The sequence below is a fragment of the Priestia sp. FSL H7-0729 genome (genome assembly GCF_038005685.1).
In the GTDB taxonomy this organism is placed as follows: domain Bacteria; phylum Bacillota; class Bacilli; order Paenibacillales; family Paenibacillaceae; genus Paenibacillus.
The window spans coordinates 227,728-248,253 of record NZ_JBBOTQ010000003.1; the positions used below are offsets into that span (position 1 = coordinate 227,728).

The 20,526-nt window shown below is 48.3% G+C and carries 18 protein-coding genes; 6 read left to right on the forward strand and 12 right to left on the reverse strand.

From position 1 onward, the window contains the following. Nucleotides 1-3: 3 nt before the first annotated feature. From MHH93_RS10070 to MHH93_RS10100, 7 genes are all read right to left on the reverse strand, one after another. Nucleotides 4-1,662: an ABC transporter substrate-binding protein gene (locus MHH93_RS10070; protein ID WP_500053930.1), complete on the reverse strand. Its 1,659-nt coding sequence runs from the start codon at nt 1,660-1,662 to the stop codon at nt 4-6. Nucleotides 1,663-1,951: 289 nt separating this feature from the next. Continuing rightward, nucleotides 1,952-2,488: a nickel-responsive transcriptional regulator NikR gene (gene nikR / locus MHH93_RS10075; RefSeq protein ID WP_500053932.1), complete on the reverse strand. Its 537-nt coding sequence runs from the start codon at nt 2,486-2,488 to the stop codon at nt 1,952-1,954. Between the two features lie 52 nt (nt 2,489-2,540). Continuing rightward, the gene (locus MHH93_RS10080; RefSeq protein WP_500053933.1) at nt 2,541-3,566 is read right to left on the reverse strand and encodes an alpha/beta hydrolase; all 1,026 of its coding nucleotides are present in this window, start codon (nt 3,564-3,566) and stop codon (nt 2,541-2,543) included. Between the two features lie 80 nt (nt 3,567-3,646). Then, nucleotides 3,647-4,528 carry a hypothetical protein gene (locus tag MHH93_RS10085; protein ID WP_500053934.1) on the reverse strand — a complete coding sequence of 294 codons (882 nt, stop codon included), beginning with the start codon at nt 4,526-4,528 and terminating at the stop codon, nt 3,647-3,649. A gap of 524 nt (nt 4,529-5,052) precedes the next feature. Next, the gene (locus MHH93_RS10090) at nt 5,053-7,080 is read right to left on the reverse strand and encodes a hypothetical protein (protein WP_500053935.1); all 2,028 of its coding nucleotides are present in this window, start codon (nt 7,078-7,080) and stop codon (nt 5,053-5,055) included. Continuing rightward, a complete protein-coding gene (locus MHH93_RS10095) occupies nt 7,055-7,957 on the reverse strand; it encodes an ABC transporter ATP-binding protein (protein WP_500053936.1) in 903 nt (300 codons plus the stop codon). The genes MHH93_RS10090 and MHH93_RS10095 overlap by 26 nt, the downstream gene beginning before the upstream one ends. After that, nucleotides 7,950-8,339, reverse strand: a complete 390-nt coding sequence (locus MHH93_RS10100) for a GntR family transcriptional regulator (protein ID WP_105600873.1) — start codon at nt 8,337-8,339, stop codon at nt 7,950-7,952. The genes MHH93_RS10095 and MHH93_RS10100 overlap by 8 nt, the downstream gene beginning before the upstream one ends. Nucleotides 8,340-9,304: 965 nt before the next feature. Here MHH93_RS10100 and MHH93_RS10105 point away from each other — a divergent pair. After that, nucleotides 9,305-10,210 (forward strand): futalosine hydrolase, encoded by a 906-nt coding sequence (locus MHH93_RS10105; protein ID WP_500053937.1) that lies wholly within the window; start codon nt 9,305-9,307, stop codon nt 10,208-10,210. Continuing rightward, nucleotides 10,207-11,049, forward strand: a complete 843-nt coding sequence (locus tag MHH93_RS10110) for a 1,4-dihydroxy-6-naphtoate synthase (RefSeq protein WP_062837375.1) — start codon at nt 10,207-10,209, stop codon at nt 11,047-11,049. The genes MHH93_RS10105 and MHH93_RS10110 overlap by 4 nt, the downstream gene beginning before the upstream one ends. A 453-nt stretch (nt 11,050-11,502) precedes the next feature. Here MHH93_RS10110 and pcp read toward each other — a convergent pair whose 3' ends face one another. Continuing rightward, nucleotides 11,503-12,126, reverse strand: a complete 624-nt coding sequence (gene pcp, locus MHH93_RS10115) for a pyroglutamyl-peptidase I (protein ID WP_500053938.1) — start codon at nt 12,124-12,126, stop codon at nt 11,503-11,505. Nucleotides 12,127-12,147: 21 nt separating this feature from the next. Beyond that, complete coding sequence (locus MHH93_RS10120) at nt 12,148-13,149, reverse strand: Gfo/Idh/MocA family protein (protein WP_500053939.1); 1,002 nt, start codon at nt 13,147-13,149, stop codon at nt 12,148-12,150. A 362-nt stretch (nt 13,150-13,511) separates the two neighbouring features. On the opposite strand from MHH93_RS10120, the gene MHH93_RS10125 reads away from it, so the two are divergent. From MHH93_RS10125 to MHH93_RS10140, 4 genes are all read left to right on the forward strand, one after another. Next, complete coding sequence (locus tag MHH93_RS10125; protein WP_500053940.1) at nt 13,512-15,242, forward strand: helix-turn-helix domain-containing protein; 1,731 nt, start codon at nt 13,512-13,514, stop codon at nt 15,240-15,242. A 99-nt stretch (nt 15,243-15,341) separates the two neighbouring features. Then, on the forward strand, nt 15,342-16,415 hold the full coding sequence (locus tag MHH93_RS10130) for a FecCD family ABC transporter permease (protein ID WP_500053941.1): 1,074 nt from the start codon (nt 15,342-15,344) through the stop codon (nt 16,413-16,415). A gap of 2 nt (nt 16,416-16,417) precedes the next feature. After that, nucleotides 16,418-17,440, forward strand: a complete 1,023-nt coding sequence (locus MHH93_RS10135) for a FecCD family ABC transporter permease (RefSeq protein WP_500053942.1) — start codon at nt 16,418-16,420, stop codon at nt 17,438-17,440. 66 nt (nt 17,441-17,506) lie between these two features. Beyond that, nucleotides 17,507-18,454: an iron-hydroxamate ABC transporter substrate-binding protein gene (locus MHH93_RS10140; RefSeq protein ID WP_500053943.1), complete on the forward strand. Its 948-nt coding sequence runs from the start codon at nt 17,507-17,509 to the stop codon at nt 18,452-18,454. A 134-nt stretch (nt 18,455-18,588) separates the two neighbouring features. Here the strand turns inward: MHH93_RS10140 and MHH93_RS10145 are convergent, their stop codons facing one another. Genes MHH93_RS10145 through ybiA form a run of 3 tightly spaced genes read right to left on the reverse strand, consistent with a single transcriptional unit; the run spans nt 18,589 to nt 20,472 of the window. Next, on the reverse strand, nt 18,589-19,011 hold the full coding sequence (locus tag MHH93_RS10145; RefSeq protein ID WP_500053944.1) for a macro domain-containing protein: 423 nt from the start codon (nt 19,009-19,011) through the stop codon (nt 18,589-18,591). A gap of 59 nt (nt 19,012-19,070) precedes the next feature. Beyond that, nucleotides 19,071-19,994, reverse strand: a complete 924-nt coding sequence (locus tag MHH93_RS10150; RefSeq protein ID WP_500053945.1) for a TIGR02452 family protein — start codon at nt 19,992-19,994, stop codon at nt 19,071-19,073. Beyond that, nucleotides 19,987-20,472 (reverse strand): riboflavin biosynthesis intermediates N-glycosidase, encoded by a 486-nt coding sequence (gene ybiA / locus MHH93_RS10155; RefSeq protein ID WP_500053946.1) that lies wholly within the window; start codon nt 20,470-20,472, stop codon nt 19,987-19,989. Before ybiA ends, MHH93_RS10150 begins: the two co-directional genes overlap by 8 nt. Nucleotides 20,473-20,526 lie beyond the last annotated feature (54 nt).

The following is a 20,526-nucleotide window of genomic DNA, read 5'->3' on the forward strand; positions in this document are numbered from 1 at the left end:
TTCTTATTTCGCGCTGTTATCCCAGGACCATTCCTCCAGATTGGATGTCACTGGCCAGCCGTGACCATGGGGGTGAATCTGCTGCTCGCCAATGTTTAATCCATTCGTAACCAGATACAGATGGTCTATATTTACGAGCCACGCCCAAGGTGCGTCCCCCTGAAAACTGAAACCTGTTGTCCCATCCCACTCCGCTTTCTGCCAGAAGGGCAATGCCTCTTCCTCACTCGTTGCCTGTAGGGCCTTGTCCATCCATGAATCCACGACAGGATTACTGTACAGTCCTACATTGTAATATCCTTCTCCCTTGTGGGTACTGCTATAGAGGTTATAGGTTTCCAGTGGATCATGACTGCCCCAGCCAAATAATACAGCATTGGAGTAAGCCATCTTTTTCGTCTCTTCACGGCTTTTACCTTCAACATTGATTTTAATCCCCGCCTGGGCAACCATATCCGCAGCAGCTAACGCCAGAGATTGTCTTGTTAAATCACCTGCAAAATAAAGCAGATTGAACTCGGCCTTCATGCCGTTTTTCTCGACGACACCATCACCATCTGCATCCACCCAGCCACCAGACGCCAGTATGCGCTTCGCTTCTTCGAGATTGGCATCCGTAAATACAGCTTCTGCATTGCTCCAAGGCAGATCATCACTGACGGAATATGCTGGACGACCATGCCCTTCCAGTACACCCTCAACCAAAGCCTTACGATCAATCACAACATTCACCGCTTGGCGAATTGCCAGATCGGATGTCACATCATTCCCTGCGGGAAGACCATCGCCCGACTTGGCACCAGCAGGCTGCATGGGGAACATGATGCCCCGGTTATCTACCGTTTTTACGGCCTCTAATGTCATGCCATTCACCTGTTGTTTGCTAAATACTGCCGGGATCGCAGCGATATCCACTGTACCTGCCTGTGCAGCGGCGTAGGCCGCATCTTCATCCAGATAGAGGAAGGTAAGTTTGTGGAATGCAGACTTGTTACCGTAATACTCTTCATTCGCTTCAACGATGGCCTGTTGTCCCTTGTCCCACTGAACCAGCTTGTACGGTCCTGATCCGACCGGATGCTCTGCGTAACCAGCGCCATAGGCGTGTTCAGGCACAATACCAAGTGTCGTCAACAGGCTGATGAATGTAGACTGCGGCGATTTCAATGTAAATACGACCGTGCTATCGCCTTTTGCCTGCACATCAGCCATATTGGTCAGATCAATCACGGACCCACTCTTGGCAGCTGTTTCAAACGTAAATTTGACATCCTCGGCCGTTAGAGGCTCCCCATCCGAAAACTTCACATCGTCCCGAAGCGTAACTGTCCAGGTCAGACCATCTTCGCTAACGGAGTATTCAGTAGCCAGATCGTTAACCAGTTGCAGCTTGGCATCCCGCTTCAGCAAGGTACTCTGGAAAAGCGGCGAACCATACTGCCCCCATCCGGTTGTCGGATCAAATCCACCTTCCGGCTCGGTACCCACAGCCAGCACCAATTCGTCTTTAGTTGGGGTAGTCCCCGGTTGTCCATTTTCTGCTGATGAAGCTGTTAGCGCTACGTCCTGTGCACAACCCGATAATCCAATAGAACATACAAGCAGGATCCCTAATCCTGTTCTAACTTTTCGTTTTCCCCATCTCCATGAAAATCTGCCCATTCTGGTCGTTCCCCCTCTATAGTTGTGCAAAACGGATTCATTTCGTGTTACTTTTTACGGAAATTGTAGCACAAAACACAAAACTTATGTCAATAAAGTTAACTCATAAATCCAAATATTTTCATATTAGAAATAAAATATAGGGTACACTCCATAATCGAGCCTCTGGATTGTTTTTATAAAGTCAGGTATTATAACAAACAACAAAAAAACAGACGGTTGGCATCTAACCAATGGTCTGTTTTTTAAATTCGCTATATTTTCATAGAAATTAAACTCACACTTCATCTTAATCGGCAGAACGATGATGATGACTGTGACCATGCTGACTCACACTGTGACTGTGATCCTGACTTTGACCCGGATTGTGATCCTGACCGCTACTCTGAGCATGAGCCAGTTTATTGAGTTCATCTACATAAGTCACAGACAGCTCCGCATACAGTACCCCTTTTTGCACCTGGATCTGTTGATGCAGATGACGCAATCGTCCCAGGTTACCCCGTACCGCAATAACCTCCAGACATTGGTCATGGTTCAGGTGTACATGCATATTGGAGATGATGTCATGATGCGCCTCATGCTGCAGCTCCATCAAACGAATGGGAAGATCACTGATATGGTGATCATAGACCATCACAATGGTGCCAGCCACATCCTGATCCGACTGCAGTGCAGAGGGTTGCAGTAATGTTTTGCGAACAAGATCACGGAAAGCTTCAGATCGGTTTTTGTATCCCTGTTCCTCAATATACTGGTCAAACTGCTCAATCAGAGGTGTAGGAAACGCCACCCCGAACCGGGTCAAATCTTCTTTGTCTGCCATGCTTCTCCTCCTGCGCCCTCATTTGCTTCGAGTGTACCACAGACTTGGCTGCTCATCGACTATACTGTTGCATAAATCGTACTGCTGAATGTATCGCCTGTTGACCAGCCTCACTCTTCAGATCAAATTGATAATCATGTCCCAGCTTCTCTGATGAGTTAGAGAAAAATAATGTTTCCGTATCAACATCAAGTCGCTTTAAGACTTGTGCTAGCTCAATCGATTGACTGGTCAGCGGGTCATCATTGCCTGAGGTAATAAATGCAGGAGGGTACGCTTCGGTAGTCTGTAGAACGGTCGACATTTCATTCAGTCTTGGGTAGTCTTCAAAAGTTTTGACTCCCGTATATGACCAGAGAAATGTACGTATGAGTGGAAACCCTGTTTCCGCTACTGTACTCAGATTGTAAGGACCACAGAATAGAAGAACCCCACGTAACCCTTCCGGCTGAACGGATGGTGTTATATTCATGAGCTTGGCAAGGGATGGATTCGTCACCACTGCCGCAGTCTGACTTGCAATCTGGGCACCTGCCGAATTGCCTGCGAGAAATATGTTTTCCGGGTCACCCTGATACTCACTGACATGGTTCTTCACGTAAGTTAAAGCCTGATTCGTCTGGATCACGGGAGTGGGATATGTCGTATCTGGTGCGAGCGCATAATTCATACTGACGACAACATAACCCTGTTTGGCTAATTGTACGGCATAATCTGCGATGTCCGCTTTGTCTCCCAAGACCCATCCACCGCCATGAACCCACAGCACGACAGGCAAAGGTTCCGATGTTACGGAAGGATAATAGATATCCAGTGTACTGTCATTACGACCTTCGTCTGCATAGGGCACGTCAGCAACACGAGTTACGCCTTCGGAGATCATACGATCCTTACTATTCGTATCTAGATTAGCAGCCTCAATAAATGATTTTAATAAAAATACCGTTATTTTTGGTGTGAATTGAGCACCAATTCCAACAAAACCTATGATGAAAATGAGTACAACGCTGGGAATCCAGTACCGTTTACGTTTAAACCCTCTTGCCCCCGTACGTTTTGTTTCCAACTTGGACTGCAATAGTTTCACCTCGTTCCATCATCATCGAAGCGTCTTTACATCTAAATTGGTGTACGTAGCAGGGAGAATCAGGTTTCCTCTTATTTGGAACTCTTGGCGAGTTCCTGTCTGACTTTCACGTATGTAGTGGATACTTTTTGCTCCAGTGTATAGATATGTTGTTTCGATCCTGCCCATTTTTCCGCTGCAGAAGCCAACGCGTTCAACGAGCTGAGTACACGTGTTGTTTGGCCTTGCTTTGTACTCTGTTTGAAGTGTTGCAATGCACCCGAATATCGTTCTTTCGCCAGACTCACCTGTTTTTTCCCCGTTTGAATCTGTTTCTTTACGGAGTCGGCCCCTGTTATCATAGCTCGTAAACGTTTTATTTCGACGCTCTTCCGTTTACGTGCTTCGGCTAGTTCCTTTTTCTTGATCCGAATATCTTCTCTGGCAAGCTGAACAACGGGTCTCAACGTCTCTGCCTGCGTACGGATTGCTGCACTCCATTCCTTATTTTTGATTGCTTTGGCTGCATCCAGCTGTCGATTGACTGAACTATAGAGGGCGAATAACGGTTCATATCGAGCTTGGGTTTGCTTTAACTTTTCAGTTAGAGCCGCGATCTTCGCGTCATCGGTTTGTCTTATTTCTAAACGTAATCGCTCCAAGTCCGCGGTATTTGCGGCATGAAGTGTCTTTGTTTTTTGTTCCCAAGTCTGCTCTTGAGCCTTCCAGTTCCCTACTTTCTCATATGTTTGCTTCAACGTTAACTTGGTTGGGGCATCGGCTTTGTTCAAAACGGAATCCCAGGCCTTCTGCGCGGTTACGCCAAGATCTATGCCGGCAGCCTCCGCAGAAGAAGCAAAATAGAGCATGCCTGCACTGAACCAAATCACAAGCCCTATAAGTAGGCGTGATCTGAAAAAAAGATGAGTGAACGATGGCCATTGAGAGCGTTGGACTTTACTGAGATTCATCATGTGATTATGGCTTCCTTTTGTTAGAGAAAAGCTAGGGTTTTCACTCGTCTCCATTGGAGATAAATCTTCTAAAGCTAAACCTTCGATATGCTGTGGACCCTTCTTTCCTTCTACCAAGCCATGATGTTCCATGAAGTGATGCGAGCTTGATCGTTCCAATGGGGAACAACCACATACCATCGCTAACATGGCCTCCTGATCGTTTATCGTTCCCTTCCACACTTCTGTTTGCATGCGTCTCTACACCCTTTCTTCTAAAATATGTAGCAGGATCGCCAACGAAATCTGCGAACGACAAAAAAAGCACCCGCAAGACAGGCATTTGCCTGCTCTTACGGGTGCTTCCCTCATAAGCCGTTTCATATGAGATTCGATTGGACGAATCGCTCGAACCTTTCCTTTTTCTAATATATTCCATTCACTGTATCTGGTCAAGTCGTGTCTGGTTTTCCTGATCTAATATTAACCCTTCAATTAGCGGGAGAACCCTTCCCGCTAATGGTTAACAACTCATACAACTCAGCTTATTGATTGACCAGAATAGCTTTCATCGCCTCGGTCAGATCTTCTTCTTTCAACATCATGTAGATGTTCTCGCCACGAGTTACATTCAACTTGATCTGATAAATGGTATCTTTCTCTGTTAGGTAACCAGACCGTTGACGTTTGAGCAAATCGCTAATGATTTCTTTGTTTTGAGTCGCGACCTGCTTCTTGATGCTTAGACTCCCATCGATATATTCGGGCTCCGGGTTCGCCCACTGAAGCGAACCCGGACTGTTGATCTCCTGCTTCACAAACTGTGCGGAGACAATCTCGTCTGCCTGGACAAGCAACTGGTCGTATAAGTTGTTCTCCTTCAACCAGGCCAATACCCGATCATAGCTAGGTTTGATCTCAAAATTCCACATCTCCCTCGGTTGAGTTGGATCTTTCGAAGACGAATCCTGGTTCATCTCCGCGTAAGCAAACGACTGCCACGGGGAGCGCTGTTCTTCATAGGTCTGATCCAAAATGTCCTGTCTCAAGAGTTCCTTGAATTCACGGACTTGCTCCGGATTGCTGATGTACACCTTTCGGTATGAACTAGTGGAAGAACGAATGCCAAAACTTAGTGCTTCTTCTTCCAGTTTATACGTTTCGAAGGCAACTCTTTTGTAATCCTGGGATTGTTTCAGAGCCATTAATTCCTGATGGAATTCGGCTTCTGGAATATAGTATTTACGTTTCATCACTTTGCCGTTAGCCAGCTTGTAATTAATAAATACATACTCATCATTACGCATACCTGGATTGATTGGATCATTCAGTATAGGAAGATCGGAATCTACAATTTTTTGATGAAGAGCGATAACTGCCCCCATATATTCCGGATCATTGGAATAGAGGTGACCGTCATCCATCTTCTGATTGACACCGTTGCTATAGATGTAACGATCCCCGCCAAGCTTGATGCTTGTAACCTTGTTCAGTTCAGGTACTCGGGCAGCGTATCCATTCCAGTCGGCAATAGGTACGTACAGTACCAGACCAGCGATGATACCATATAGAATCATCTTGGGTAGTAACCTGCTGCTCCAGATCAGCCATGTTTTGCGAATAATCATCTCGGCAACGATATAACCAACAATGCCACCAAGAACATATCCGAAGATTCCCCATCCAGCTGATCCCCTTGGAGCAATAATCGTGAAGTAAGCTCCGCCAATCAGAACCAACGTAAACATTAAACCAAATCGGAATATAGGTTTCACAAGAGTAAACGTAACTGCTTGCGTAGCAGATTCAACCTGTCTTCTCGCATAGAGCACATAAGTCAGAGGAATAAACAGGATTGCGAATATCGAATAGATTATAAGTTCTCCATTAGTGATAGGAGCATAACTGATTGAAGCCATGCGAAGAACAAGTGACATTTCTTCCGCATTACGTCCCAATTCATCGTACGGATATCCAAGCAAATAATGCTGGAGGTGAAGTGACATAATGAACCATACGACAACAGGTAACAAGAGGAGCGCGTATACCGTAAGCCCCTGCAACACAGATTGCCCGATGCACATGCCAACCGCCACAGTAAGCATGAACATAAATAGCGAGTAGATGCTCATGCTCAAGCCCCACATCCAGATCGTACTGCCATCGAACAGAAAAGCAGATTGATCCAGTACTGCCCATACCCAGCCGGTAATTGCAGTTGTAATCCAGATCGGAAGCAAAATCATGGCATATCCGGTCAACAGATTTACCGTTAATAGATGCTTACGACGTAACGGCAAACTATGGAACAGATCAGACGGTGCACCGGACTGAATATACCGAAACAGAAAGATGCCAGCCGCTACGGGCAATGTAATGGCGAACAGAATCTGCACTTCACCATTGGCTTGAAACAGACTTGTAATCTGCTGTGGCGCGTCCCTGTATTCGGTAGCGATATATAGCGGAAGTGAGAACAACAATGTGATCAGGTACAAAATGCCGATCCATCCATGCTGTCTGAAATTTTGGATCAGGATGCCCCGGTTACAGAACAATCGGTTGAATATCATACCCTGCGTCCTCCATTTCATAGATAAAGATTTCTTCCAGTGTTAGTGGCAATACATCCAGCAGATACGGATCATGTACACGGAATTGATCAGTTACCTGTTGTCGGTTGCCTTTAACAATGTACAGGGATACGCTTCCCCGCTTCTCTTCATGTAAAATATCAACTTGCTCATCCATGGCTTTGGCATGGTCTGGGTGGCGGAATGCAACCTGGATTTTATGCGTATCAGCCTTCAGATCATCGAGATCCTTCTCTACAATAATTCGGCCTTTGTGCATAATTGCCACATGGTCACACAGATCTTCGATCTCACGCAAATTGTGTGACGAGATGACAATGGTTACTTGACGCTCAGCTGCTTCCTGGAACAGCAGGTTTTTAATCTGCTGGCGCATGACCGGGTCGAGACCGTCAATCGGCTCATCCATCAGCAGCACTTCAGGCATACAGCTGAGTCCCAGCCATACGGCTGCCTGACGGCGCATGCCTTTGGACATACGATGCAACTTGCGTTTGACATCCAGTTTGAACACGGTGGCCAGTTGCTTGAACCGCTCCTCATTCCAGCGCGGATATACTGAACGATAAAATGCAGCCATCTGAGTAATTGAAGATTGCGGAAAAAAATAGGGCGAATCTGCCATGAAAATTATGCGGCCTTTGAGATCGAGATTTTCATAAATTTCAGCATCCTCGATACGAACAGTCCCGCTATCCTGACGGTAAATGCCAGCCAACATTTTGAGCAGTGATGTCTTGCCTGCCCCGTTGGAACCGAGCAAACCATAGATCGACCCCTTATGTATGTGCATCGTTACGCCATCTACTGCCTTTTCCTGTTCAAACGCTTTGACGACTTGATTCAGCTCAATCATGAGGCTCCTCCTTCTCTATACGGGCCATCGCTTCCTCAAACAAAAGCGTCATATCCGCTCTGGTCAAACCGGAATACGAAGCTTCTGCAATCAACTTCACCAGAGACTCTCTGATCTCATCTCTCATGGCTTCATTCGGATGTTCCACTGACGATGATACGAAGCTTCCTTTTCCCTGCAAAGAATAGATGTAACCTTCACGTTCAAGCTCGCGATACGCTTTTTGAATCGTATTCGGATTCACAGTCAGCTGCGTGGATAACGCACGAACGGAAGGAAGCTGCTCGTCGGGCTTTAGAATACCGTATACGATCATCTCTTTGACTTTGTCTACCAGTTGCTCGTAGATCGCCTTACGGCTGCGTACATCTAATTCGAACATCCCGCACCTCCTTTCGGTAAATGTGTGAAATAACCTATCGGTTTATATGACTTTATCTTAGGTGTATTAACTGTACTACTATTATTAATACAGTTAAATCAGATTGTCAACCGTTAACTTTGACTTCTTGTTCTATTCGGAGTACGTTAAGAAAGATAGGTTATATGGTTTAAATGACATATATAATTTAGGGAAGCAGGTTCATTCTGGCTTATGACGGGGCTCGATCAGGGTGGCGTTCACATAAGGTAGGTAAAACGGCTATCTAAAGCGATGTGGCTAGATGTAGCTACTCGAAGTAATTCGGCTACCCCAAATAATTGCTTGTCCGCTTTTGACAGAATTACATGCAAAGGTTGTTCAGGTCTTTCCCCTTCCGTTATGATGGAGATGAAGTGTTCGACAATCACTGTATGCACAAATGAGCTACTATTTAGGGATCGAGTGTAAACCCGTCCAGTTATTCATTTGGTTTGTGGTAAATAATCCGATGGCCCGATATATAATTAGCGTTGAATGGGTCGGGGCAGTCTTAACCTTTTCAATCGTTTAATTGTTCGTTTGGAGTGTCAACTTGTGCTGTCCGCTCTGAGCATACATATTGCATATTTGTCTTTCAAAGGGTGGACACGGACATGAGAAAGCACTTAGGAATTGATATTCTACATATAGATCATTTTTAATTTTATTTCTGAATTCATCTATATGTAGTGTTTCATTTTTCTGAATGGATATAGTATCTTTTTAGAAAAAGTGTCCACTCTTTGAAAGACAAAATTAAGATAAATGTCCTTTTGTAGTGGACAAATATATGCACGAATTCAACTTATATAAGTGAACTATACATTTACACGGAAATATAGAAGTAAGTCATAACCCTAAGAAGTGTAGCTAAAAGCTTACTGTGAGAAAGATACTATGGAGGCATAGGCTACGCTTCTAATACCTCACAAGGAGAATTCGCAATGAATGAACATAGGCAGGATGAATATCAGAATAATGAACCAAACGCATCATTCGTAAGTAGTGGACACCACGGGGATTTAACTGGAGAAAGAAACACTTCAGATATAAGTTCGGTCCAAGCAAATTCATTACAACGTGTGTTAATTGTAACCGCGGTGGATGCAGAGAAAGACGCAGTCCTCCGCGGTTTGGGAGACACGGCCGCAGAACGATTTGACGTCATCGCTGCTGGCGTTGGCCCAGCCTCGGCCGCAGCGGGAACAGCAGCTACATTGGCATATGCCGTAGCGGCTGCAAGCACAAGTGCGTTGGCGCAGGGTTCCACCGCGCCAGGCACACCCGATGTGGCACAGACATCTGCCACATCTTCAAGGCCGGGGCCCCTTACCGGGACCGGCTCTTCACCGGCCTACAGGCTGGTGATCAGTGCCGGCATCGGCGGCGGGTTCCCCGGCCGGGCAGACGTCGGCTCCCTCGTGGTAGCCGACGCCATGGTTGCCGCCGATCTGGGCTCGCAGACGCCAGACGGCTTCCTTAGTGTGGACGAGCTCGGATTCGGCTCGTCCATTGTGGCGGCGGACGCGGAGCTTGCCGCTCGCCTACGCCATGAGCTGCAGCGGGCCGGGCTCGCTGTCAGCGGAGGCACTGCGGTCACCGTGTCCACGGCGACCGGAACAGCGGAGACGGCCGCGGAGCTATTGCGCCGCGTGCCGGATGCCGCCGCCGAAGGCATGGAAGGCTTCGGCGTGGCAACAGCTGCGCAGCAGTTCGGCGTGCCAGCACTCGAACTGCGGGCTATATCCAACGCGGTCGGTCCACGCGACCGCGACGCTTGGCGCATCAAGGATGCCCTCGATGCGCTCCAGGCTGCAAGTTCCATTCTACGGGAGGTTATTACATCATGAAAATTGCATTTTCCCCTTGTCCAAATGATACATTTATCTTTCACGCGTGGGTGCATGGGTTGATCCCGGGCGCACCTGAGCTGGATGTCCGTTATGCTGATATTGATATTACAAATGGTCTGGCGGCAAATCCCGATGGACCCGATACACCTGAAGTGATGAAAATATCTTATGCAGCACTGCCATACGTGCTATCTGACTATGCTCTGCTTCCTGCTGGTGGCGCACTCGGCAGAGGATGCGGCCCGCTGGTTCTGACTGCAAATGGCACGACCGATCCTGGCTATCTGTCTGGACGACGAGTTGCTGTACCAAGCGAGCGCTCGACAGCATATCTGTTGTTCCGTCTGTGGGCAGCGCAAAATGTTCCTGGCGGCGTAGGCGAAATTGTCGTCATGCCATTCGACCAGATTATGCCTGCTGTTCGTGACGGCAAAATCGATGCCGGACTTGTCATCCATGAAGCACGCTTCACGTACCAGAACTACGATCTCAAACTGATGACGGATCTCGGTAACTGGTGGGAAAGTGATACAGGTCTGCCAATCCCGCTTGGAGCAATCATCGCACGTCGCAACATGGATGCTCACGCCCTCGCTGGATGGGCACGCGCCTCCGTTGAATATGCATGGGCGCACCCGGATGAGTCAAAAGCATACGTGATGGAACACGCCCAAGAAATGGACCCTGACGTAGCTGCACAGCATATCGGCCTTTACGTTAACGAGTTCAGCGCCAATCTGGGCGATGATGGTTACGGTGCAATCACTGCACTGCTTGGCCGTGCCATGAAAGAAGGACTCGTTCCCGAGTTCGACCTTGATCTGTTGCGAATCTAATATTTATTGTTTTTTCAACTATATCTGTACGCTCTAAATCTAACGAACTTAGCTAGCCAGGGTGATGGTGGTGTCCTAGGTTCTTGTTTCTATAAGGGCTTTGGTAGCATCAAGATACTTGCTGCAAACGAGTGGCCTCACTAACGATTTCGGCTAAACATGAGACAAGACATAGAAAGAGCTGTCCCCTAACGTCAGACTCACGACGATGGGACAGCTCTTTTTTCACTTTATATCTAACTTCATATTTATACTCATATCTATCACCCTACTCAACTCAAGATTGAAGCAGAAAGAAACCCATGCATCTCCACGCTCTGCACGTCATCTTGAACCCTACTGTATTCCATCATCCCAGCCTACTGCTCTCCCATTCACAACTGCGGTCTACGATACGAATAAACCATCGCCTACGCTCTGCTGCAACCGCAGCCGAACGACCGCAACCATCCCCTATGATTTCGCCACAACCGTGCGGATCATCATCCGCAGCGCATCCAGCATCATGGGAATAGTTAGCGACGGAACGGAAGGCTGCAACACAGCCATCTCTGTCGAGGCCGGAAAGTGTACAAATCCTGCACGGATCGGAAGTTGACCTACTCGAATGTGATCCAGCACCCGGTACATCGTGTTGTTGCAGATATACGTGCCTGCTGTATTGGATACGGAAGCCGGAATGCCTGCTGCCGACATATCATTCACCATGGCACGTATGGGCAACGTAGAGAACAAACCGTCCGGGCTTCCTTCTACAATCGGCTCGTCCACAGGACGCTGCCCCTGGTTATCCGCATAGGAGCCAGGCGGAATGTCTTTGACATTAACGGCAATCCGCTCCGGTGTGATGCACGTCCTGCCCTTGGCCAGCCCACAGGCGATGACAACATCCGGCCGATAGGCTTCCATCTCTGCGATGAGCAGGTCTGCACATTCGTCGAAGTGCACGGGCAACAGTACTGTTTTTAGCTCAGCACCCTCCACCACTTCGTTCGCAAGGGCTTCCATTAACGCTCCCGTCGGATTCACCGTATCCCCGCCAAAAGGTTCAAACCCGGATATCAGAATTTTCACCATCACACGTCAGCTCCTGTCTGTTTACTCCGATTTGTAACGCAATCCCCACTGACCTCGAATCGTGTCCATCAGCTTCATGATTTCCAGGGATTCGTCCAGTTTAATGGTGTGGCTCTCCGTCCGGCCTTCAAGGATACAGCGTCCCGCTTCTTCTGCCTCAAATGCATAACCAATACATGTTCGATCATCCGTGAACTTCTCGGGCTCGTCCTGACCATTCACATGCAGATAGGCTTCTTTGCCCGCCAGGAATAAAGGCAGACGAATCTTGCCCTCCGTACCGTATATGACTGCTTCATTGCTGAGGTTCAGACGAATGGCAGCACTCAGAGATGCAGAACGCCCCTCGGAATAAGACAACAATACGGAAAACTGCTCATCCACACCCGTCTCACCGATATTGGCCGTACTCCATACATGCTGCGGCTGTTCGCCAAAGATCATCGAAGCAAAGGAGATCGGGTACACCCCTGCATCAAGTAACGCACCTCCACCCAGGTCCGGATTAAGCAACCTTCCTTCGGGCTCCCAGCCGACACGGAATCCAAAGTCTGCCTGGAGTAAACGCACTTCACCGATTCGACCTTCTGCGATCCATGCTCTGGCTTGAGCGATCGGCGGCAAAAAGCGTGTCCACATCCCTTCCATCAGGAAGAGGTTGCGCTCCCGTGCCTTCTCCACCAATTGCTCCAGTTGACGCGCATTCATTGTAAACGGCTTTTCACAGAGCACCGCTTTGCCTGCCTCCAGACAAGCCATTACATTTTCCTTATGAACCGGATGAGGTGTTGCCACATAGATAATATCTACCTCAGGATCTTGCAGCATCTCATCATACGAGCCGTAAGCGCGTGCAAAACCATATTCAGCTGCAAACTTCTCCGCGCTTCCCGCCGTCCGTGAACCTACAGCTGCTTTCACCGCGTTCCCGGCATGCTCCAAATCCTTTGCGAACTGGGATGCAATCCATCCCGTGCCCATAATGCCCCAACGTACTTTATCCCGTCCCACTACTTCTGTCATATTAAAGCCTCCCTACTGCAATTTGAGTTAAAAAGGTTCATGATTCAGATCAGGCCAACATGGTATCCCCTTTATTTTACCAAAAAGAAACGCTTACGTCAGAAAACGTTTTCGATTATTTGCTTTTATTTACGTCCATTATAATCTACCTCATCCACACCTCGAACATATCTGTGTACATTTCAATTCTACAATAGATTTGCTAAGATTATCAGCAGACTAGGGCCAAGAGGTCTTATCCCTATGCATGCCACGCGCAACCATAGATGTTCCAGAAAGACGTTTAGGCCTGAGAAATATTCTGCGTTCCCGATTCAATCATTACCTAATAACTGTTCAAAAGAGAGGAGGTCGCAAGCACCATGACTACCATCCCTGGTACCGCCCACAATGGCATGAATCCACACCTGTTGCATCAGCAGACAAATCCCCATTCAGTAAAGGAACCCTTAAACCGGGCAGATCTGGATGCATTCCTGAATGATACCCTGATCGAACTTCGTCAGGCAAAACATATCATAACCCGTGGAAAATGGCGCTGGTCCACTACTGAGCTTGCTCATCATACCTTTATATATATGCACAAATTCACAGGCGAACTAATCATGAATGGGTCCGAATCCCACGTGGCTCGCAAATCAGCTTGTCTGTGCACACCAGGAACTGCAATCGAACTGATTAGTGATGAAAACCATGATATTGAACTATATATCATTCATTTCGATCTATATCGGGCTATCGAGAAGACAAAAGCCAGACGAATCTACGAACGTGAGCTCAGTTCACCGGTTACAGGCTGGATTCAGGGCCCATTTTACGGTATACAGCGCATTGCCGCGCAGCTTACACAATTAACCAACGAAGGTTTGGAAACAGGCTTGAAAGCACAGCTCTTCCTGACGGAACTTTTACATATGCTCTGGCCTCAAGAAGCCCCCACTGACGAAGCGGCTGGACAGGATGAACCCGAACAGTGGCTCAGGTCCACCCTGCAATACATGCGCGAAAACTACATGCACGAGATCAAGCTGGAAAAGCTGGCCGAACTGGCTGACATGCATCCGTCCTATTACTCGCAGCTATTCAAGAGCCGCATGCAGAAGAATCCGATTGAGTACATCACTCATCTGCGTATGAACCGAGCCAAGGAATTGCTGCTTACTTCCGATCTGCGTATCCGTGATGTGGCTCGTGAAGTGGGTTACCGTGACGAATTCTACTTCAGCCGACGTTTCCGGAACCATGCTGGCTATGCGCCCACTTCCTATGCGAAGCAGGTCCACCGGAATATCGTGTCGCTCTCCTATCCATACACGGATCACCTGATGACACTTGGTATCACGCCATGCGCAGCTCAGATCCAGGGGCACCTGCCTCATCTGCCCAAATCGCTGGCACTGCCCTTCCATGCTTATGAACCATGGGAACAGGGACGTCAGGCTTTCCTCGATGTGAATCCTGATTTGATTCTGACCAAGGACAATGCCACTGCAAAAGCCATGGAGCATATTGGCGATGTCGCCCCCATCATCACCATTCCCTGGAACCAGACAGACGTCTTCGGTCATCTGCATCAGATCGCATCCATTGTGGATCGTACCCAAGCCGCGACAGATTGGCTCGATCGACATGAGCGCAAAGCGGAGCGTGCACGCAAAAAAATGAAGGAACTCATCGGAGATATTACCGTTGCCGTTGGCACGTTAACGCCTAAAGGTCCACGGATGTACAGCCATCGTAACTTCGGACATGTCTTCTATCGCAGTCTGCAATTGGCCGCTCCTCAGCGCATTCAGACCGAACTGGCTGGCAAACCTCCCGGCGTCGGATTCAACTGGCTGCCCTTCACACCAGGAGAGTGGGATGGTTTGGAGGCAGATGTGTTGGTACTGGCGATTAATTCTATGCATGAAAAGGCAACACTGTTGAAAGAGTTGGCTTTGAATCCACTATGGAACAGCCATCCTGCGGTAAAAAACGGACGTGTACATCTCATCGACTGGAACTCGTGGGTCGTATATGCTCCTTATTCCATCAACATCCAGCTTGATGAAGCGCTCTCTATGTTGACGAACAAACCTTCACTTTTGTAATCTAAAAAATGTCCATCTCCAAAATCTTAATTTATGCCATGTACGGGCCTGAATTAAGATTCTATAATGATCACTAATTGATAATGATAATCAATAACAATGAAATGCGTTGTTGGTACCAAAGGAGTGACCCGTATTCAACATCCGGGACTGCCACATCGTCCGTCTAATTCCAAAAAATCTGCAGTGACCGTTGGGCTGACGTTTTTGTCTGCCATAGCCATACTGCTGCTAAGTATGTTTGTCGCCATCTCGTTAGGTGCCAAAGGGCTCACGCTCGAAACCGTATGGGCTGCCATATTTCAGTACAACCCGGCTTTGACACCACATCAGATTATTCATGAACTGCGGCTGCCTCGTGTGCTTGCAGCGGTTATCATCGGCGCTGCCTTTGCTGTTGCAGGAGCTTTAATGCAAGGCATTACACGTAATCCGCTAGCAGACACGGGCATTCTGGGCATCAATGCTGGAGCCACTTTTGTGGTAGCACTGAGTTTTGCCTTTTGGCCCGGACTGCCATACGGCTGGATCATGGTTTTATCATTCGTGGGGGCTGTTCTGGGCACACTGCTTATCTTCCTGCTTGGCATGGCAGCACCTGGTGGTCTGAATTCCATCAGACTGACCGTTGCCGGGGCTGTTATTGCAGCCATGTTAACCTCCCTCAGCACAGGCGTTGCCATTTATTTTGACCTGAGTCAGGATCTGGCCTTCTGGTATGCGGGAGGTTTTGGCGGAATAGAATGGCGGCATCTGAAGCTGATTCTTCCCCTGCTGCTCGCCACACTCGTGCTGATTATGCCACTCGCCCGGCGTGTATCCCTTATGTCACTCGGAGAAGAAGTCGCGATTAATCTCGGGATCAACCTGCGCTGGACGAGGTTTCTCGCCCTCGCAGCGGTTGTTGTACTGGCTGGTGTGTCCGTGTCGGCAGTAGGCTCGATTGGATTTGTCGGACTCGTCATCCCCCATATATCTCGCAAACTGGTAGGCGTCGATTATCGACTCATCATTCCGATGTCTTCTCTGCTTGGAGCGATATTACTGGTGCTCGCCGATCTGGGCTCACGCATCGTGAACCCACCCGAAGAGCTCGCCGTAGGCATTATGGTTGCCTTTGTCGGTGTACCGTTCTTCCTCTATCTGGCCCGTAAAGAAAGGAGGGCCTTGTAGCGATGAATTTCAATACACCTTCACGATCACGAGGTAAACGTTCGTTAGTCGTCAGCATCACGCTGCTCTGCATCGCCATTGCCGTTATTGTAATCAGCCTGAACACAGGAACCATTCGTCTCTCCCCAGCGGCTGTGCTACAGACTTTGCTTGGTCATGGCAGTTCGGATGATCAGATTGTACTGTTTGATTACCGACTGCCTCGCATCTTGGTCACTGTGCTGGCCGGAGCAGGACTTGGTATTGCCGGAGCGGCCTTGCAAGGAATTACACGCAATCCTCTAGCGGACCCGGGCATTCTGGGCTTACATGCGGGGGCAGCGTTTGGACTCATGGTGTTTGTTAGCCTGTCCTTTACAATGGATGGCTCTGTAGCCTTATTAATTCCGTTGTTTGCTTTTGCAGGCAGTATTGCCGCCGCCCTGATCATCATGCTGTTATCTTATGATCGCCATAACGGCGTATCACCCATTAAGCTGATTCTGGTGGGAATCGCGGTAGCGGCCGGGTTCCATGCGTTGACCCTCTACTTATCCCTGCGTTTGGATGAAGACACCTATTCCTTTGCCGCTCGCTGGTTGGCAGGTAGCGTCTGGGGCCGGGATTGGGTTCATGTGCAAGCGTTGCTTCCCTGGGTGGTGTTATGTATCTCGTACATTTGGAGTCGATCCAAAACGCTTGATGCCTTCAATCTTGGAGATGCTGCCGCCACTAGTATCGGGACACCTGTTCGATCCCAGCGTGTTATTTTGCTGCTCTGTGCTGTGGCTTTGTCTGCCGTAAGTGTATCGATGGCTGGGGGGATTGGCTTTATCGGTCTGGCGGCACCACATCTGGCGCGCAGACTTGTTGGTCCGATGCATCGGCATCTGATCCCTGCTGCCGGGCTCATCGGCATGGTTATTCTGGTGAGCGCTGATACGATTGGGCGAACCATCTTTCAGCCTAACGCCATTCCGGCAGGTGTAGTGGTTGCCGCGATTGGTGCACCTTACTTTTTGTACCTGTTAGTACGAAGCAAGTGATCTTTTTTTTCAAAAAACAAAACAATAAAGACATCCAAGAGATGTTCAAGGAGAATGTGACTACCCATGTTAAAGAAAAACCTTATGCTTGTCATGAGTATCTGTCTGGTGCTTGTACTCGCAGCCTGTGGAACGGCCAACAATTCATCATCTGCTCCAGGCGGTTCATCCACGAATACTTCAACCGAAAATCAGGACAACAGCGCAAGTTCGGGAGAGCCACGTATTGCCTCCATGTCGATCCATCTGACCAATGATCTGCTATCTCTCGGGATTACGCCGGTTGGTTCTGTTATCGGTGGCGAGGCCAAAGGCTTCCTGTCCCATGTTGCTGATCGTCTTCAAAATACAACGCCACTTGGGCCGGTTAAAGACCCGGATATGGAAGCTTTGCTTGCTCTGAAACCCGATGTAATCTATCTGGACGAAGAATTCTCCGGTGATGATATTGCCAAATTCGAGAAAATTGCTCCAGTGCATGTCTTCAACCTCGATGACGGTACATGGCGCGACCACCTGAAGGACATTGGCAAACTCGTGAATCGTGAGAAGGAAGCCGAGCAGTACATTCAGGACTACGCGACCGAAACGGAAGAAGTGAAATCTCTGATTCATGATACGATTGGTGATGGTACCGTAATGGCGATTCGTGTTACTGCCAAAGAGTTGCGTGTGTTCAGTACACGCCGTCCCATGGGTCCCATTCTGTATGATGATCTCGGTCTGACGCCTGCCAAAGGGATTACGGATATCGATTCAACTAAACCGTACCAGGTCGTCTCTCGTGAAATATTGCCGGACTATAATGCAGATGCGATCTTTGTGGTTGTGAATTCAGATGATGAAGCCCAAACCATGTTTAAGGAGCTGCAAAACAATCCGATCTGGCAAGGTCTGAAAGCCGTCAAAGCTGGCCATGTCTACCCGATTGGGGCACAACCTTGGCTCGATTACTCATCGATCGGTAATAAAATGGCCATGGATGAAGCCAAAGAAATGTTCTCCAAAAAATAATCAAAAAAACCTCACTTTGAAATCGGAACAGCGTTCGTATGAATCATACTGACGCTATATTCCTCTCAAAGCTGAGGTTTTTTTGCTTTGTCCCTGTCAGCAAGCTGTAATCTATCCTTTTCCACCAAGCATGCTCACACTGTACAGACAATAATCTCAACATCCGTATCGGCAAAGGTTGCCTGAATAATTGAACTGACCTTCTCCCATTTCAGTCTGTCCAACCCGCACCCTATCCGGGGCATCGCCAGTTTCGTAATACCCTTCATCACACATACGTCCCGCATGGATTCTACCGCATTCGTCAACGATTGGTACGTCGGTTTATTGGAGAACTTTGCCTTGGTGACCAGATTCAGCGTCCTTCCCACCGGATAACATCGTCCAATCTCAAGCGGCTCTTGTCCCGCCTGTTCTTGAAGAGTTTCCAAACCGAATCGCTCCCGGAACTGTACCGCAATGCCCTTGCCCATCCTTGCATCAGCTGATATGCAGTGCGCAAGCGAATAATCATCTCCGAGATCAAATAAATCCTGTTGTCTCTCATGAAACTGCATGCCATCCCTCTCCTTTCTCCTGCTTCCTTCTTCAAGCTACATCCTTTGTTCTACTTAATTTAAGCCTCTGCCAAAAAACGTTGAAATGCCTTTAATGTTCTCTGACCTGCTGATCGATCATATACAGCAAATACAATGCGTTCAAAGGCATCCTTATATGCTTCTCCCACTAACACATCATGAAAATACTTCGCCACTACTGCCGGTTCATTACGAAATACGCCGCAACCGTACGCACCCAGAACAATCGTGCGGTGACCATTCGCAGCAGCCACGTCCAGAATATAACGGATGCGTTCCTTCATCACCGATTCAATCTGTAGATCATCCGCTTCTCCACGCTCTTTCACCACACCCGCATTCACCGCCGGCGCAGTAATGAATGATGATACATAATACTTGTCCAGCAGCCTGTCTTCATCATCACGGATCACCGGAACATCCGGTGAATAGATCATATAATTCGAATATAGACCCGATCGCTGTTTGCGATTGTAATCGTACATTTCATCCATTTGTGCGATGCACGGATACAGCCCCGTGGCTCGGGCCAGACTCTCTTCCTGTGCCTGACTTCCGCCTAGGAAGCCGCCACCCGGATTTTTTGCTGATGCAAAGTTTAGACAGACCACATCTTCTCTTCCTTCTGCTACCGTCAAACGTGATGCAACTCCAAGTGTAGTCTCGCCAGTAACTTCAATGCGACCCGACGCACCTTCAACTCGAGCGGATGGGTCCGCGGGTTGAATTCCAACGTGAACTTCAGTACGACGCTTTTCTCCGAGCGCGGACAATGCTGCTGGACGGTATAAGACCGAATTTTGGATGGCTTGCTGCACATCGGTACCTATCTCAACCTTGCGATCATAACCATTTACATATTGCCCTTCATCCAAAATAGTCAACGTCTGCTTTGCGATATTAGCCCGCTTGGAACGTGAATTGGAGCCACTATTGCCAGTTGATCTACTAGAATCACTCATCTGAATCACTTCCTATATCTTCTCTTAGACGGGTCAGAATCTCACCCAGCCAGTTGGTTCCCCGCCATGTTCTTCGATTCCGAATACGCGGGTCTTCCTCCGCCAGTCCCACACCCCAGATGCGATCATCCGGGCTTGCTTCCACAAGGGTCGTTCCACGAGTGGCACGCAGCGCGGTTAGCAGTTCTTCATTTTGTGTAAATTTGGCCCAATTCCCCTCGTAAACAATGCGCTGGCACTCAGCTTCCCATAACGTCTGGTCGAAACCTGCGACCTGTCTGCCCAGCTTTTTTTGTACCGAAGCAGAGCTTGCCTTCAGAATCTTGTCTGCCATGGTATGATCGCCAAACAGCAGTGCTTTCTGGTGCATCATGTATTGCTCCGCACTCGTGTAGTGAACCCCGTTCACGGTAAAGTCCGCCGGGTGCCACTGTGAGAACGGCGATGCTGTCCGCCAGAAAAACGTAAACTTTTCCATCCATATCCCCTCTTTACTTAATCCTCATGTATGCAATCATCCCGCAAAAATCTT

Excerpts from the sequence above, each read along its gene's own strand:
- MHH93_RS10070 (WP_500053930.1), bottom strand. The coding sequence starts at position 1,662 with ATGGGCAGATTTTCATGGAGATGGGGAAAACGAAAAGTTAGAACAGGA.
- nikR (WP_500053932.1), bottom strand. The coding sequence starts at position 2,488 with ATGGCAGACAAAGAAGATTTGACCCGGTTCGGGGTGGCGTTTCCTACA.
- MHH93_RS10085 (WP_500053934.1), bottom strand. The coding sequence starts at position 4,528 with ATGATGAATCTCAGTAAAGTCCAACGCTCTCAATGGCCATCGTTCACT.
- MHH93_RS10090 (WP_500053935.1), bottom strand. The coding sequence starts at position 7,080 with ATGATATTCAACCGATTGTTCTGTAACCGGGGCATCCTGATCCAAAAT.
- MHH93_RS10095 (WP_500053936.1), bottom strand. The coding sequence starts at position 7,957 with ATGATTGAGCTGAATCAAGTCGTCAAAGCGTTTGAACAGGAAAAGGCA.
- MHH93_RS10100 (WP_105600873.1), bottom strand. The coding sequence starts at position 8,339 with ATGTTCGAATTAGATGTACGCAGCCGTAAGGCGATCTACGAGCAACTG.
- MHH93_RS10105 (WP_500053937.1), top strand. The coding sequence starts at position 9,305 with ATGAATGAACATAGGCAGGATGAATATCAGAATAATGAACCAAACGCA.
- MHH93_RS10110 (WP_062837375.1), top strand. The coding sequence starts at position 10,207 with ATGAAAATTGCATTTTCCCCTTGTCCAAATGATACATTTATCTTTCAC.
- pcp (WP_500053938.1), bottom strand. The coding sequence starts at position 12,126 with ATGGTGAAAATTCTGATATCCGGGTTTGAACCTTTTGGCGGGGATACG.
- MHH93_RS10120 (WP_500053939.1), bottom strand. The coding sequence starts at position 13,149 with ATGACAGAAGTAGTGGGACGGGATAAAGTACGTTGGGGCATTATGGGC.
- MHH93_RS10125 (WP_500053940.1), top strand. The coding sequence starts at position 13,512 with ATGACTACCATCCCTGGTACCGCCCACAATGGCATGAATCCACACCTG.
- MHH93_RS10130 (WP_500053941.1), top strand. The coding sequence starts at position 15,342 with ATGAAATGCGTTGTTGGTACCAAAGGAGTGACCCGTATTCAACATCCG.
- MHH93_RS10135 (WP_500053942.1), top strand. The coding sequence starts at position 16,418 with ATGAATTTCAATACACCTTCACGATCACGAGGTAAACGTTCGTTAGTC.
- MHH93_RS10140 (WP_500053943.1), top strand. The coding sequence starts at position 17,507 with ATGTTAAAGAAAAACCTTATGCTTGTCATGAGTATCTGTCTGGTGCTT.
- MHH93_RS10145 (WP_500053944.1), bottom strand. The coding sequence starts at position 19,011 with ATGCAGTTTCATGAGAGACAACAGGATTTATTTGATCTCGGAGATGAT.
- MHH93_RS10150 (WP_500053945.1), bottom strand. The coding sequence starts at position 19,994 with ATGAGTGATTCTAGTAGATCAACTGGCAATAGTGGCTCCAATTCACGT.
- ybiA (WP_500053946.1), bottom strand. The coding sequence starts at position 20,472 with ATGGAAAAGTTTACGTTTTTCTGGCGGACAGCATCGCCGTTCTCACAG.